The sequence below is a fragment of the Oceanisphaera arctica genome (assembly GCF_002936955.1).
In the GTDB taxonomy this organism is placed as follows: domain Bacteria; phylum Pseudomonadota; class Gammaproteobacteria; order Enterobacterales; family Aeromonadaceae; genus Oceanimonas; species Oceanimonas arctica.
The window spans coordinates 75,469-89,232 of the sequence record NZ_MPZM01000013.1 but is presented as its reverse complement, the minus strand read 5'-3'; the positions used below and the strand labels follow the sequence as shown (position 1 = coordinate 89,232).

The following is a 13,764-nucleotide window of genomic DNA, read 5'->3' as shown; positions in this document are numbered from 1 at the left end:
TTGCGGCTGACCCAGCGGATATTCAGTTCGCCTTCCCGGGGCGGCGTGATCGGGTCCGCATCTAGGGCCAGCAGCCTGAATACCAGTGGCTCCAGGGGATCCTGCGGGCTCCAGCGCGCCGGCATATCCAGATGCACCTTCTTCCAGTCTGGTGCCAGCGCCGTCAGCGCCGGTTGAAACTTCAGCTGAAAGCCCAGCCCGGTTCCTTCGTAGCCGTGCTCTGTACTGGCGAAGAGACAGCAATAGCGTCGGGCCAGGGTCAGCAGCATGGGCACAGGAATGGCGGCGGCCTCGTCTACCAGCAGTATGTCTGCGTCTGGCCGTTGGGCCAGCAGGGCGTCCGGGGCAATAAAGTCCAGTGGCCCATCACAGTGCGCCAGCGCCTGGGCGGCGGCCCCGGGGCTTGGGGCAGTCAGCAATACCCGGTAACCGGCGGCGAGCAATCGCTCGGCTGCCAGCCCGAGCAGGCTGGACTTGCCCCGGCCCCGATCGGCGGTCAGCACCAGCGGCTGTCGGCGGCGGGCCGCTTGCAGCATCATTGCCAGCGCCCGGCGTTGCTGGTGGTTCAGACAGCCCCGACGGTCGCGCTCTCGCCGCCAGGGAGCAGGAGACAACTCGGGCAGGGCAGGGAAGGAGGTACCTTGCTGCCAGAGCAGCACAGAGGGGTCTTGTTGTAGCAGGGTGGTAAAGCGATGCAGAAAATGGCTGTAGAGCCCGGCCGCCTGTTCCGGCAGGGCTACATAACGCACCAGATCCGGATCCGCATAGCTCGGCCATTCACTCAGGGGGGGGCACAGCAGCAGCACCAGGCCACCGGCCATGACGGCACCGACAGCAGCGCCGAAGGCATCCGGATGCAGGCCGCTGTGGGTGTTGAACACCAGGCTGTCATATTCCCGGCCGAGTGCCCCCTGAAACTTGCCGATGGCACAGGACTCCTGGCCTGAAGGGGCCTGGCCCAGCCAGATGGAGTTGGCATCACCGTGACTGCTGATGAGCCTGCGGGCCTGGCTCATGGCCCAGGATTCGCAGCCACTCAGCACCAGCAGGCGGCGTTCACCATTGTGGCGCAATTGCCGGCGCCAGTGCGACCATTCAGTCAAAAATGCGTTCACCATTTTCGTCTATAACCCGTTTGGCCTTGGCGACCATCAGCTCGGCGGCCTGTTCGGCCGACGGCAGCAGATCCGAGCGGATCAGCCGATATTCCTGCAGCTCCCCGTCTTTGAGCCGGGTGATGCGACCGTGCAGCCGGTACTGGCCGCCCTCGGCCATGGGCTCGGGATAGATGTCGAAGCCCTGATAAGACGTGGGCTCAAAACGGGGAGCGGGAGCAGAGGCACCTTGTTGGCACCATTTTTTTAGCCAGTTGAACATAGTGGGTTTTCCTGTAATACCAGTTTGAATAAACATCTTATCGTTTCTTAAACCCGAGGCTCAGAGGCAACACAGCCGTCTCCCACGACACGCTACGAGTACATCCATGTAAGCTCGGACATGCCATCCATGGCATGTCACGGTCGTGGGAGCCGTTCTCTGTTGCCTCTTCTTGGGCACCGAGTTGTCTGTAGGCGATGCTCGCAGGCCACTCCCAGGCATCAGGGAGGTTAAAGGGTGCAGCTCCACCGACCCTCCGCGCCAAGGATGGCGCGGCGGAGCCCCCAGGGATGGGTTCACGGCGTGTCGGGGGAGCTGGCCCTTTATCCGACCTTTGCAGGGCAACCAAACAGGTCGGTTGTTTAATCTGTCTGGTATAACGGTGAATAACGTTGCCAGTAAAAAAGGCGCCGCTGTGGCGCCTTGCAACAGCAGACCGGGTTACTTCCTGACGCGCATTATCACGTCTTCGGCCAAGGTCACGGCGCCGCTCTGCTTGATGACTTCCTTGACCTCATCCATGTTCGAAATGACCACAGGAGTCAGGGTGGACTTGGCCTTGGTTTCCAGCAGTGCCAGATCGAATTCGATGATGGTGTCGCCTTTTTTCACCTGCTGACCTTCCTGGGCGATGCGGGTAAAACCTTCGCCCTTGAGCTCTACTGTGTCGATGCCGAAGTGGACAAAGAGTTCCAGGCCGGAGTCGGATTCGATAGAGAATGCATGATTGGTTTCGAATATCTTGCCGATGGTGCCGTCGCAGGGGGCAACCATCTTGTTGCCGCTGGGTTTGATCGCGATGCCGTCACCCACTATTTTTTCGGCGAACACCACATCCGGTACTTCTTCGATAGCGACCAGCTCACCGGAAAGGGGGGCGAAGATGTCGATGCCGCTGGTTTCACCGGTATCGTCAGACACCATTCTTTTCAGTTTCTCGAACAGACCCATAATATCAGCTCCTGGCATTATTTGATGATGATGATAACAGACGGACTTTCTCAAGATAAAGGGAGTAAATCGATCCGAAAATATTAAGCTTGGGCAAAGACTTCCATCATTGTAGGGGCTGGAGCGCCAATGTACATGGGGAAGGGAAACGAAGGGATGTCCGAGGTGGTATTAGAGGACGAAAGCGAGTGCGACATTCTCGTAAAAAGGCCGAGCAGGCAGTCGGATTTAGTAACACCGGCGCAGATAATGGCGCCGGTATCGAGGGGGCGGGGCGATTACTGCTGCAATTCCTGCTCGGTGAAGATGCCCTGGAACAGGGCGGTGCTGAGATAGCGCTCGCCGGAGCTGGGCAGTATCACGACGATGGTCTTGTCGGCAAACTCGGGCAATTCGGCCAGACGATTGGCGGCAACCACGGCGGCACCGGAGCTGATGCCGGCCAGAATACCTTCATCCTTCATCAGGCGGCGGGCCATCTCGATGGCATCTTCGCTGGAAACCTGCTCGACCCTGTCGATCAAAGACAGGTCCAGGTTACCGGGAATAAAGCCGGCGCCGATGCCCTGAATCTTGTGCGGGCCGGGCTTGATTTCTTCACCGGCCAGGGCCTGGGTGATCACCGGAGACTCGACAGGCTCGACGGCAACCGTGGTAATGGCCTTGCCTTTGGTGTTCTTGATATAACGGGATACACCGGTCAAGGTGCCGCCGGTGCCCACGCCGGCCACGAACACATCGATGCTGCCGTCTGTGTCTTCCCACAGCTCGGGGCCGGTGGTTTTTTCATGAATCTCCGGGTTGGCCGGGTTGTTGAACTGCTGCAGCAGCACGTATTTTTCCGGTGCCGTTTCTTTCAGTTCCATGGCTTTTTCGATGGCGCCTTTCATGCCTTTGGCACCATCGGTCAGCACCAGAGTGGCGCCCAGAGCTTTCAGCAGCTGACGGCGTTCCATGCTCATGGTGTTGGGCATGGTCAGGGTAATGGCGTAGCCACGAGAGGCGGCCACGAAGGCCAGTGCGATGCCGGTGTTACCGCTGGTCGGCTCAATCAGCTCTTTACCGGCCACCAGTTCGCCCCGTTTTTCGGCATCCCATATCATGTTGGCGCCGATACGGCATTTGACGCTGAAACTGGGGTTGCGGCTTTCTATCTTGGCCAGCACTCGTCCCTTGCTGACCCGGTTCAGTTTGACCAGTGGAGTATGTCCAATGGTCTGAGAGTTATCTTCAAAAATGTTGCTCATCACGGCTATCCCTAAGGTTCAGTAACACCAGAAGTATCTATATGGTCAGCTTACCCATTCTTTATAGAATGAGAAATGACGAATCGTTATAACTATATGTTATTAAGTGATAGATTTATATTCCATTGCTATCGATCCGACAGATGGTGTATTCACACCGGGTCTATTATCAAGAGAGATCATGGTGGGGATGCTATCCCTTGGTGTGTATACGGGTGTACTGTGGAACCTGGCTGGTATTGAATTCAGGGAATGGGCGAGCAGCAAGATGATGAGCGGTGAGATTTCAGGGTATCGTGTGATGTTCGGGCTGTGGCTGTTGCTATGCGTCGGCATGAGCAGCGCGGCCGCTTCCTCCTGGCAGGACGAGCCCGAAGCTCGACTGCAGTTGCATCAGCAGGGGCTGGAACTGGCGCTGGCCGATGTACATCCCAAGCTGACCCTGTGGTGGCAACAGGCGGTGTCGGTCGATACCGCCTCCGATGAGGCTGACGATCGACTACTGCTCGGCATGCAGGCATTCTGGCGATACTGGGCTTCGTTATCTTTCGTTGACCGCCAGTATCTGCGTACCACAGGCGCCTCTCTTTCGTTTCGGGAGCAGGACAAGATCGAATTGCAGTTGGCGGCGGAGCAGCAGCAGCGCCATGTTCTGGTGCAAGGGCTGGCGCCGGGTTATGCCGATCATGACCAGTTGCAGCAACAGCTGGCCCGTCTGCTGGCGCTGAATGTTCAGCCCTGGCCTGTACTGCGTACCGGTATCTTGCGGCCCGGAGATCGGGGCGAGGTGATAGCTCGAGTTCGGGAACGGCTAGGCTTGCTGGGCGACATACCGGTGGCTGGCGCGTCCTCACTCTCGGGCGTAGACGATACAACCGATGCACTCGCTGACGCCTTTCATGATCCCCAAGGGTATGATGCCGCCCTGGTAAAGGCCGTACGGGGTTTTCAGCAGCGACATGGTCTGCAGGTGGATGGGGTTATCGGTCCCCAGACCTTCGCCTGGCTGGATGTGGCCCCACTTCAGCGGGCTCAGCTGCTGATGCGAAGCATGCTGCGAACCCTGATTGGCGACAAGCTGCCGTCGTCCTATCTGCTGGTGAATATCCCCGAATACCGTCTGCGGCTTTATCAGGATCAGGTGATAGTGCTGGAAAGTGACGTTATCGTCGGTAAAGACGAGCGTAAAACCCCGATCATGACCAGCAATATCACCAATGTGGTGATCAATCCGCCCTGGAATGTACCGCGCTCTATTATCGAGAGGGACATAGTGCCCAAGCTGTACCGGGATCCCGGTTATATCGCACGGGAAGGTTTCGATGTGCTCGATAGCGCCGGCCCGGTATCCAGAGCCGAGTGGCAGGCTCGACTCTATAACGGGGGCGGCTTTCCCTATCGGTTACGACAAAGACCCGGAGCTCGTAATGCCCTCGGTTCCTATAAATTTCATATGCCCAACGATGATGCCATCTATCTGCATGACACCCCGGGCCGCAGCCTCTTTTCTCGCGACAGCCGGGCACTCAGCTCCGGTTGTGTACGGGTAGAAGGCGCCGAACAGCTGGCCAGCTGGTTGTTGAGCGATAAGCTGAGCCCGGAGCGGCTGGCGGCCTTGAAAGCCAGCCCAAAAACCCGCTGGTTACGGGTAGCTCAGCCCTTGCCGGTGTTCATGGTGTACTGGCCGGGCTGGCTGGGGCCCGACGGTTTGCCCCGCTTTCGCAACGACATCTATGATTTCGATCGAATCTTGCACAATCCCTTCACTGCCGGCTAACCTCTACTCTTAAGGCCGTCGCTTACGGCGGCCTTATAACCAATGGTTGTTGATTATTTAATCTTTTATAGGATAATTCCCGCTCGCTTTTTATGCGGTGACATCAGATAACCGAAAGGCAATGCCTGTGACGGGCGATAGTAGCCTTCTGTTCAGCTCTTCCCTTTTAGTTTAGTGCTGTGTCTTATCAACCGGGCCTCGGCCTGGCTGATGCACCCTTTTTGTATTTAAAAATGAGTTTGAATAATGTTTGAAAGAGAAAATATGCTGAAACGCGGAGTGGATCGTCGACGTTTTTTAATGGGAATGGGTGGCCTGGGCGTGGCGTCGTTGGTGTCGCTGCCGGCACAGGCCAGTCTGTCCGCTCCGGTGCGCAAGTTGAGCCTGCACAATCTCCACACCGGTGAAAAAGTCACTGCCAGCTTCTGGGAAGAAGGCCATTATCTCAAGGAAGGGCTCAGCACCTTTAACCGCGTGATGCGCGATTTTCGTCGTAACGAGGTACATGACATCGATCCCAAGCTGTTCGATCAGCTGTTTCTGTTGCAGCATCGCCTGGGGAAAGCCGGAGAGATACAGATTATCTCCGGCTATCGTTCACCCAAGACCAATGCCATGCTGCGCAACAACAGCAGTGGCGTGGCCAAGAAGAGTTTCCACATGAAGGGGCAAGCCATCGATCTGCGCCTGCCCGGTGTCCCGCTGGCCGAAGTTCGCAAGGCCGCCTTGCAGCTCAAGGTGGGGGGAGTCGGCTATTATCCCAAGTCAGATTTTGTTCATCTCGACACCGGGCCGGTACGCAGCTGGGTGTAATGATCTACCCACAGGGCGGTGGCGCCGCAAATCGCCACCGGCATGATCAGCAGGTTAATCAACGGCAAGCCGGAACAGAGTGCGACGCTGGCACCAAAGCCCCAGCTGAGCCGTCTTTTTTCCGCCAGTGAGCGCCGCATCAGATCGAAGTCTATTTTGTGATTATCGAACGGGTAGTCGCAGTACTGAATGGCCATCATCCAGGCGCTGAACGCAAACCAGATCAGTGGCGCCAGGGTTTGCCCGAAGACCGGCACCAGAAACAGCAGCAGGCAACCGATGGCGCGGGGCACATAATAGGTCATCTTGCGCACTTCCCGGCCCAGCATGCGGGGGGTGTCCCGGACCAGGGCGGCCCAGCTACTGTCGGGCAGTTTCTTGCCGGTCAGTTTCTGTTCTACCCGTTCGGCCAGCAGGCCGTTGAAGGGGGCGGCCAGCAGATTGGCAAAACTGGTGAACATCAGCGAAAACACCACGGCGATGGTGACGATGGCCAAGGGCCAGAGCAGGTAGCTCATCCACTGCAGATAGTCTGGCATCACGCCCTCAAACCAGGAAAAAAGCTCCCCCAGTTGTAAATAAAGCCAGTAAAAGGCGCCGCCGAACAGCAGCAGGTTGATCGTCAGTGGAATCAATACAAAAAGGCGTAAATCCGGCTCCCGGATCAGAGACAACCCCCTGAGCAGATATTGTGGACCGCTGGCCGTATGGTAAGTGGCTGACATGAAGGCTCCTTTGAAAAAAACATATATTAGAGAGCCATGGGCGGGCTGCCAAGCCCGGGGTGTGGAAGTCGTCGCGAAGCAGTCTGTCGTAGCGCCGGACAAGCGACAGAGAGGACGAATCTTGCCTGTATCCGGCGCCTGGCATCCAGTCAGCCGCCAGTATCGCTCCCCTGACAGATAAAGTGGTGCAAAATGAGTGTTTTTATCTATTACTCACCGAGATGACTCTTGTCAAACCCGTATGGTAAACATACCCTTGTCGTTGTCTTTGATTACATTCCGGCTCGAGTCATCAGATTACCGCTTGCGTCGGCAATATGGCTGAATACAGGCAAAAACTTTAGAGAAACGATAATGCAGGATTTGCGAATTATCTTGATCATTCTGGGTGCGGTGGCCATTGCCGCCTTGCTGATCCACGGGCTGTGGACCAGCCAGAAAGGACGCCAGAAACCGATGCGTGAAAAACCGATAGGCAAAGTCGCGAATGGACCGGCCGGCGGCGATGACTTTGATCGTGATGGCATCGGCAAGGTGCGGGTGCTCGGTGCGCGCAAGGCCGAGACCTTGCGCCGTCAGCACGATGACGAGAATGACTGGCAAACATCTCCGCATTTTTCTGCGATCAACGACGACGATGAAGACGAACCCGGCATCGGGCTGACGCCGGCGATACCTTCGCCTGCCAAGCCTGTTTCTGCGGCCAAACCTTTTTCTGCAGACAGGCCGGCCGTTGCTGAAACCGAATTACAGCAACGCGAGCGCCAGTATCGCCAGGGTGAGATTGACCCCCTGTTCGACGAGCCGGCAGCCCCGGCACCCAAGGCTGCCATCGTCGAGCCGCAGTATGCTCCCGAGCCAGAGCCCGAGCTTGCTTCCGAACCTGTCCATCATGCCGAGCCTGAGTCTGTACCCGCACCGGCCGCCCCACGGCGGGAAGTTCCGAAAACCTGGCAGGACGTTTATGTCATCAACCTGGTGGCGCGGCCCAATCAGCAGCTGGCCGGCGGCGAATTGGCCCGGGCCCTGACCGACGCCGGCTTCTGTTTCGGTGACATGGACATTTTTCATCGCCACCAGACTCCGACCCCTCAGGGTGAGGCGCTGTTCAGCCTGATCAACATGGTCAAGCCCGGCACCTTCAATCCCAACGCCATGGCACAATTCAGCACCCCCGGGGTATCGATGTTCATGCAGCTGCCGGCACCTGGTATGGCCAAGAATCATTTCAACCTGATGGTGCAAACGGCCGAAAACATGGCCGAAGATCTGGATGCCCTGCTGCTGGATGGCCAGCGTAGCCCACTCAGTCCCGATTATCTGGCTCATTGCCGAGAGCAGCTTAGAGACTACGACAGTCAGGCCCAATAACGATTATTGTGCCCTGTAACCTTGATTGTAATAATAAAGTGCGGCCGAGGGCCGCACTTTTTGTTTAAGCGGAATAGCCTCATGAACGATACTCAAGCCCGAATTCTTGCCCTGCGCGAACAGCTCGACACCTATAACGAGCAATATTATGTGGCCGATGCCCCCACGGTGCCGGACGCGGAGTACGACCGGTTGATGCGCGAGCTGGTCGCGTTGGAGCAGGCTCACCCCGAATGGCTGGATCGGGGCTCGCCCAGCCAGAAGGTAGGTGGTGCTCCGGTCTCTGCCTTCCCCGAGGTACGCCACGCTCTGCCAATGCTGTCGCTGGATAACGTCTTCAGTGATGACGAGCTGGCCGCCTTCGAAAAACGGTTGAACAGCCGGCTTGGCAGTGACGCCCCCATTGAATTCTGCTGTGAGCCCAAGCTTGACGGCCTGGCGGTGAGCCTGCTGTATGAGCAGGGCCGCCTGGTACAGGCCGCCACCCGAGGTGATGGCAGCACAGGCGAAGGCATTACCGAGAACGTGCGTACCATCAAGGCGATACCACTCAAGCTGAGAGGCGACGACTGGCCGGCCAGACTGGAAGTGCGTGGTGAAGTCTTCATGCCCAGCGCAGGTTTCGAACGGATGAACGAGGCGGCCCGGGCCAGTGGCGACAAGGTGTTTGCCAACCCGCGCAACGCTGCCGCCGGCAGCCTGCGTCAGCTGGACTCGCGAGTGACGGCAAAGCGGCCGCTGGCCTTTTACTGTTACGGGGTCGGCCTGGTGGAAGGCGAGCCGCTGGGCGAGCGTCATTTCGATATTCTGCAGCGGCTCAAGGGCTGGGGACTGCCGGTCAGTCCGGAAGTAAAGCGCATGCAGGGTCGGACCGGCTGCGAGCAATATCACGACGATATTCTCAACCGGCGCGATCAGTTGCCCTACGAAATCGATGGCGTTGTCTACAAGGTGGATGAGCTGGCGCTGCAGAATCAACTCGGCTTCGTGGCCCGGGCGCCGCGTTGGGCTACCGCTCACAAGTTTCCGGCTCAGGAAGAACTGACTCGGCTGCTGAATGTGGAATTTCAGGTCGGTCGCACCGGTGCCATTACCCCGGTCGCCAAGCTGGAGCCAGTGCAGGTGGCCGGCGTAGTGGTGTCCAACGCCACCCTACACAACGCCGACGAAATTGCCCGGCTGGGGGTGATGATTGGCGATACGGTGATAGTGCGCCGGGCCGGAGACGTGATCCCCCAGGTGGCGGCGGTGGTGCTGGAGCGACGCCCCGAAGATGCCCGGATCATCGAATTTCCGGTTTGCTGCCCCGTATGCGACTCGGACATAGAGCGTATCGAAGGAGAGGCGGTGGCCCGCTGTACCGGCGGCCTCTTCTGTGCCGCCCAGCGCAAGGAGGCGATCAAGCATTTCTCTTCGCGCAAGGCGCTGGATATCGAAGGACTCGGCACCAAGCTCATCGACCAGCTGGTGGAGCAGGACAAGATCAAGACCCCTGCAGATCTGTTTCGACTGAGTCATCAGGATCTGGCGGGGCTGGAACGGATGGGTGACAAATCGGCCACCAAGTTGCTGGCGGCACTCGACAAGGCGCGCAGTACCACTTTGGCTCGTTTTCTCTACGCCCTGGGTATTCGGGAAGTGGGGGAGGCGACCGCCAACAACCTGGCCCGGCACTTCCTGACCCTGGAAGCGGTGATGAATGCAGAGGTAGACAGCCTGCTGACGGTATCGGATGTGGGCGAAATCGTGGCCAAGCACCTTTACTACTTCTTCCGCCAGACGCATAACCTGGAAGTGGTACAGGCGCTGACTGATTCCCGGGATCAGGGAGGTTGCGGCCTGCATTGGCCGGCGATTGAGCCGGTGGCCGCCGAGGCCCAGCCGCTGGCGGGGCAAACCTTCGTACTGACCGGCACCTTGACGCAACTGTCCCGCAGTGATGCCAAGACGGCGCTGCAGGCGCTGGGCGCCAAGGTGGCGGGGTCGGTATCGGCCAAAACCAGCTGTGTGGTAGCCGGTGAAGCGGCGGGCTCCAAGCTGGTGAAGGCCCAGGAGCTGGGCATAAACATCATGGATGAAGACGGGCTGCTGGCGCTATTGGCTGAACACCGATAAGACCGGTGAGTAGGGAATGGAGATTAGGGACTGGAGAACAGAACCCGACTCCTGTTCTCTATTCCCTATTCCCTATTCCCTATTCCCTATTCCCTATTCCCTAATCCCTAATCCCTAATCCCTAATTACTGCGTTGTCAGCATGCTGAATTCCTGGCCCATGCGGCGAAAGGCGTTCAGCAGCAGGCCCTTGTCTCTGACTTCCAGATAATGCAGCTGACCATCACCGTTGAGCACCAGAGTCAGATCCTGACCGGCGCGCAGATTGCTGAGCGGTTTATAGGACGGCTCGGCCCGCACCAGGGCAATGAGATCATGGCCCGGCAGCTGCCACTGGCGGAACAGGGCGGCCAGGGTTTCGCCCTGGGCCAGGGTGTGATCGAGTCGCTTGCCGCCATCGGGCACCGGAATTTCCCGTTTTTCGGCCGAAGAGAGCGGCAGGCTCAGGCTGCCGGTGACCGGTGTCGCGATAGGCGATGGTGCCGGTTGCCAGATCAGCAACAGCAACCAGGCGGGCAACAGAACCAGTAACCCGACCTTGTGTATGCGGGGCAGCTGTTGCCAGCAGCCCAGCCCCTGACCCAGACTCTGCCTGGCAGGCAGAGTCAGTTGATTTAGTTTGGTGCCGAAAGAATCCGGCTTGTTCCGTTTCATTGCTGATTGTCTTCTGGTCATGAATAGGCACCTCGTGACCACCAGTGTATCTGCGGGCCGCGCGGTCGACAAGCGGTCGGGCAGCTCCTTTTGAAGCGGTTGATCGCGTTTGTTGACAGTGACATGTTGGCAGTGACAATGACCAACTCGATGACAAAGCGTTTAACCCGTTACAGGCGGGTGCTAAAATAGTCGCCACTTTGTTTAACCAAGGCTCATTTGGGCTTTATTTACCAGCTAAGGCAGAAAGAATGACAGTTAAAACGCGGTTTGCTCCCAGCCCCACCGGCTTTCTCCACGTAGGTGGTGCCCGTACGGCCCTGTATTCTTGGCTCTATGCCCGTCATCAACAGGGTGAATTCGTGCTGCGTATCGAAGATACCGATCTGGAACGTTCCACACAGGAGGCGATCGACGCCATCCTCGAAGGCATGAACTGGCTGGGGCTGAACTGGAACGAGGGTCCCTATTATCAGACTCAGCGTTTTGACCGTTATAACGCGCTTATCGATCAGCTGCTGGCCGAAGGCAAAGCCTATAAATGCTACTGTTCCCGCGAGCGACTCGATGCGTTGCGCGAGCAACAGATGGCCGACGGTGAAAAGCCCCGTTACGACGGTACCTGCCGTCACGGCGCTCATGAGCACGCCGCCGATGCGCCCAGCGTTATTCGTTTCAAGAACCCGACCGAAGGCACTGTGGTATTCGACGATCACGTGCGTGGCTGCATCGAAACCGGTAACGATCAGCTGGATGATCTCATCATCCGCCGTACCGATGGCGCCCCCACCTATAACTTCTGTGTGGTGGTGGACGACTGGGACATGGAAATCACCCATGTGGTACGCGGCGAAGACCATATCAACAACACCCCGCGCCAGATCAACATCTATCAGGCTCTCGGCGCCCCGGTGCCGGAATTTGCCCATGTATCGATGATACTGGGGGACGACGGTGCCAAGCTGTCCAAGCGCCACGGTGCGGTCAGCGTGATGCAGTACCGGGACGACGGCTACCTGCCTCAGGCGCTGCTCAACTATCTGGTACGTCTGGGCTGGTCCAACGGCGATCAGGAAATCTTCTCGCTGGAAGAGATGATCGAACTCTTCTCGCTCGACGCTATCGGCAAGTCCGCTTCTGCCTTCAATACCGACAAGCTGTTGTGGCTGAACCAGCACTACATCAAGACCCTGCCTGCCGAAGAAGTGGCCGAGCATCTGCAGTGGCACATGCAGGAACAGGGCATTGACACCAGCAAGGGCCCGTCCCTGAGTGATGTGGTGACGCTGTTTGCCGAGCGCTGCAACACCCTGAAAGAGCTGGCGGCCCAGAGCCGTTATCTGTTCGAAGACTTCGCCGAGTTCGAGGCGGGTGCGGCCAAGAAGCATCTGCGTCCGGTGGCAGCCGAGCCGCTGGCGCTGATTCGTGCCAAGCTGGCGGAGCTGGCTGACTGGCAGGCGCCGGCGATTCACGAGGCCATTAACGCCGCCGCCGCCGAGCTTGAACTGGGCATGGGCAAGGTCGGTATGCCGCTGCGAGTGGCGGTGACCGGTGCCGGCCAGTCACCGGCCATCGACGGCGTGATTGCCCTGCTGACCCAAGAGCAGACGCTGGCCCGCATCGACATGGCATTGGGCTTTATCGCCGAGCGTGCTCAGGGTTAAAACCGGCGGTAAGCGGTAAGCGTTAAGCTGGAAGAAAAACGGCGCTGTCCGAGATAGCGCCGTTTTTTATTGCTGCATTCCGATTAAATGCCGGTTCACGGCCTGTCTCTTGGTCACAAATTTAAAGTAGAAGAACAGATTTATTTTTAGCTCAATCTTCGCACATCGGACAAAGAGCCCGCTCCGCCGACTCGCCGTGAATACATCCCTGTAGGCTCAACCGCGCCATCCGTGGCGCGGATGGTCGGCTGAGCAGATCCCTTTGTCCTCCTTGAAGCTCCGGCGTCGCCTGCTTGTGATGCCAACAGCTAACTCGGGCGTCAAGAAGAGGCAGCGGGGATTGCCTCATTCGACCGTCAAATGCCAGGGATGGCATTTGCTGAGCGTTACATGGACCGTGTCGGAGGAGGCAACCCTGTTGCCTCTTTATCTCGATAGCTGATTTGTAACCAAGACAGGCTTACGCCTTGTGTTGGCGGCAATCTCATCAGGTAGGTCGAAAAATGACTGGTTGGGTGGTTTTTTTTATTTTCTGGTTGACACAAAAAGGCCCCCTGCCTATCATGCGCCTCGTCTGAACGGACATGTGCCGGGAAGAGCGATAAGCGGGGCTATAGCTCAGCTGGGAGAGCGCTTGCATGGCATGCAAGAGGTCCGCGGTTCGATCCCGCGTAGCTCCACCACTTATCGAATTGTGAAAAAAGAAATATCTGCCAAATGGGGCTATAGCTCAGCTGGGAGAGCGCTTGCATGGCATGCAAGAGGTCCGCGGTTCGATCCCGCGTAGCTCCACCAAATGGCAGAAGAACACCAGTAAAACAGCATTGTTTTGGGGCTATAGCTCAGCTGGGAGAGCGCTTGCATGGCATGCAAGAGGTCCGCGGTTCGATCCCGCGTAGCTCCACCAAAACAATCTGACCCGAATTCGGGGCTATAGCTCAGCTGGGAGAGCGCTTGCATGGCATGCAAGAGGTCCGCGGTTCGATCCCGCGTAGCTCCACCACTTATTTTGTGGAATCAAGAAAAGCCGCTGCAGAAATGCAGCGGCTTTTCTGTTTTTCAAGTCCCGAC

General features: G+C 57.9%; 11 protein-coding genes and 4 tRNA genes. 9 read left to right on the top strand and 6 right to left on the bottom strand.

What is annotated here, in order from left to right; all coding sequences use genetic code 11:
* From UN63_RS08220 to cysK, 4 genes are all read right to left on the bottom strand, one after another.
* Positions 1–1,103, bottom strand: a 1,103-nt coding sequence (locus tag UN63_RS08220) for a tRNA(Met) cytidine acetyltransferase TmcA domain-containing protein (RefSeq protein WP_146084727.1), incomplete at its 3' end; no start/stop codon positions are given.
* Positions 1,096–1,377, bottom strand: a complete 282-nt coding sequence (locus tag UN63_RS08215; RefSeq protein WP_104486289.1) for an HlyU family transcriptional regulator — start codon at positions 1,375–1,377, stop codon at positions 1,096–1,098. The genes UN63_RS08220 and UN63_RS08215, both read right to left, overlap by 8 nt.
* A 441-nt stretch (positions 1,378–1,818) precedes the next feature.
* Positions 1,819–2,328, bottom strand: a complete 510-nt coding sequence (crr, locus tag UN63_RS08210; RefSeq protein ID WP_104486288.1) for a PTS glucose transporter subunit IIA — start codon at positions 2,326–2,328, stop codon at positions 1,819–1,821.
* 278 nt (positions 2,329–2,606) lie between these two features.
* Positions 2,607–3,575, bottom strand: coding sequence for a cysteine synthase A (gene cysK, locus UN63_RS08205; RefSeq protein ID WP_104486287.1), 969 nt, complete (start codon positions 3,573–3,575; stop codon positions 2,607–2,609).
* Positions 3,576–3,756: 181 nt separating this feature from the next.
* Between cysK and UN63_RS08200 the strand changes: the two genes are divergently transcribed.
* Positions 3,757–5,352, top strand: coding sequence for a L,D-transpeptidase family protein (locus UN63_RS08200; RefSeq protein WP_229793530.1), 1,596 nt, complete (start codon positions 3,757–3,759; stop codon positions 5,350–5,352).
* A 264-nt stretch (positions 5,353–5,616) separates the two neighbouring features.
* Positions 5,617–6,165 carry a peptidoglycan L,D-endopeptidase MepK gene (mepK, locus tag UN63_RS08195; protein WP_104486292.1) on the top strand — a complete coding sequence of 183 codons (549 nt, stop codon included), beginning with the start codon at positions 5,617–5,619 and terminating at the stop codon, positions 6,163–6,165.
* Here the strand turns inward: mepK and cysZ are convergent.
* Positions 6,129–6,890, bottom strand: coding sequence for a sulfate transporter CysZ (gene cysZ, locus UN63_RS08190; protein ID WP_104486286.1), 762 nt, complete (start codon positions 6,888–6,890; stop codon positions 6,129–6,131). The genes mepK and cysZ overlap by 37 nt on opposite strands.
* A gap of 354 nt (positions 6,891–7,244) precedes the next feature.
* On the opposite strand from cysZ, the gene zipA reads away from it, so the two are divergent.
* Positions 7,245–8,261, top strand: coding sequence for a cell division protein ZipA (gene zipA / locus UN63_RS08185; protein WP_104486285.1), 1,017 nt, complete (start codon positions 7,245–7,247; stop codon positions 8,259–8,261).
* 81 nt (positions 8,262–8,342) lie between these two features.
* Positions 8,343–10,376: an NAD-dependent DNA ligase LigA gene (gene ligA / locus UN63_RS08180; RefSeq protein ID WP_104486284.1), complete on the top strand. Its 2,034-nt coding sequence runs from the start codon at positions 8,343–8,345 to the stop codon at positions 10,374–10,376.
* Positions 10,377–10,501: 125 nt separating this feature from the next.
* Here ligA and UN63_RS08175 read toward each other — a convergent pair whose 3' ends face one another.
* Positions 10,502–11,029 carry a LysM-like peptidoglycan-binding domain-containing protein gene (locus tag UN63_RS08175; RefSeq protein ID WP_229793531.1) on the bottom strand — a complete coding sequence of 176 codons (528 nt, stop codon included), beginning with the start codon at positions 11,027–11,029 and terminating at the stop codon, positions 10,502–10,504.
* 251 nt (positions 11,030–11,280) lie between these two features.
* Between UN63_RS08175 and gltX the strand changes: the two genes are divergently transcribed.
* The 5 genes from gltX (at position 11,281) to UN63_RS08150 (ending at position 13,696) form a co-directional block, all read left to right on the top strand.
* Positions 11,281–12,693, top strand: coding sequence for a glutamate--tRNA ligase (gene gltX / locus UN63_RS08170; RefSeq protein WP_104486282.1), 1,413 nt, complete (start codon positions 11,281–11,283; stop codon positions 12,691–12,693).
* Positions 12,694–13,300: 607 nt separating this feature from the next.
* A tRNA-Ala gene (locus UN63_RS08165) sits at positions 13,301–13,376 on the top strand.
* 36 nt (positions 13,377–13,412) lie between these two features.
* Positions 13,413–13,488: transfer RNA gene (locus tag UN63_RS08160), tRNA-Ala, on the top strand.
* A 36-nt stretch (positions 13,489–13,524) separates the two neighbouring features.
* Positions 13,525–13,600 (top strand) — tRNA-Ala (locus UN63_RS08155).
* Between the two features lie 20 nt (positions 13,601–13,620).
* Positions 13,621–13,696 (top strand) — tRNA-Ala (locus UN63_RS08150).
* Positions 13,697–13,764: the final 68 nt, after the last annotated feature.

Bases quoted from the DNA above. Each gene is read 5' to 3' on its own strand.
- UN63_RS08215 (WP_104486289.1), bottom strand. From the start codon at position 1,377: ATGTTCAACTGGCTAAAAAAATGGTGCCAACAAGGTGCCTCTGCTCCC.
- crr (WP_104486288.1), bottom strand. From the start codon at position 2,328: ATGGGTCTGTTCGAGAAACTGAAAAGAATGGTGTCTGACGATACCGGT.
- cysK (WP_104486287.1), bottom strand. From the start codon at position 3,575: ATGAGCAACATTTTTGAAGATAACTCTCAGACCATTGGACATACTCCA.
- UN63_RS08200 (WP_229793530.1), top strand. From the start codon at position 3,757: ATGGTGGGGATGCTATCCCTTGGTGTGTATACGGGTGTACTGTGGAAC.
- mepK (WP_104486292.1), top strand. From the start codon at position 5,617: ATGCTGAAACGCGGAGTGGATCGTCGACGTTTTTTAATGGGAATGGGT.
- cysZ (WP_104486286.1), bottom strand. From the start codon at position 6,890: ATGTCAGCCACTTACCATACGGCCAGCGGTCCACAATATCTGCTCAGG.
- zipA (WP_104486285.1), top strand. From the start codon at position 7,245: ATGCAGGATTTGCGAATTATCTTGATCATTCTGGGTGCGGTGGCCATT.
- ligA (WP_104486284.1), top strand. From the start codon at position 8,343: ATGAACGATACTCAAGCCCGAATTCTTGCCCTGCGCGAACAGCTCGAC.
- UN63_RS08175 (WP_229793531.1), bottom strand. From the start codon at position 11,029: ATGAAACGGAACAAGCCGGATTCTTTCGGCACCAAACTAAATCAACTG.
- gltX (WP_104486282.1), top strand. From the start codon at position 11,281: ATGACAGTTAAAACGCGGTTTGCTCCCAGCCCCACCGGCTTTCTCCAC.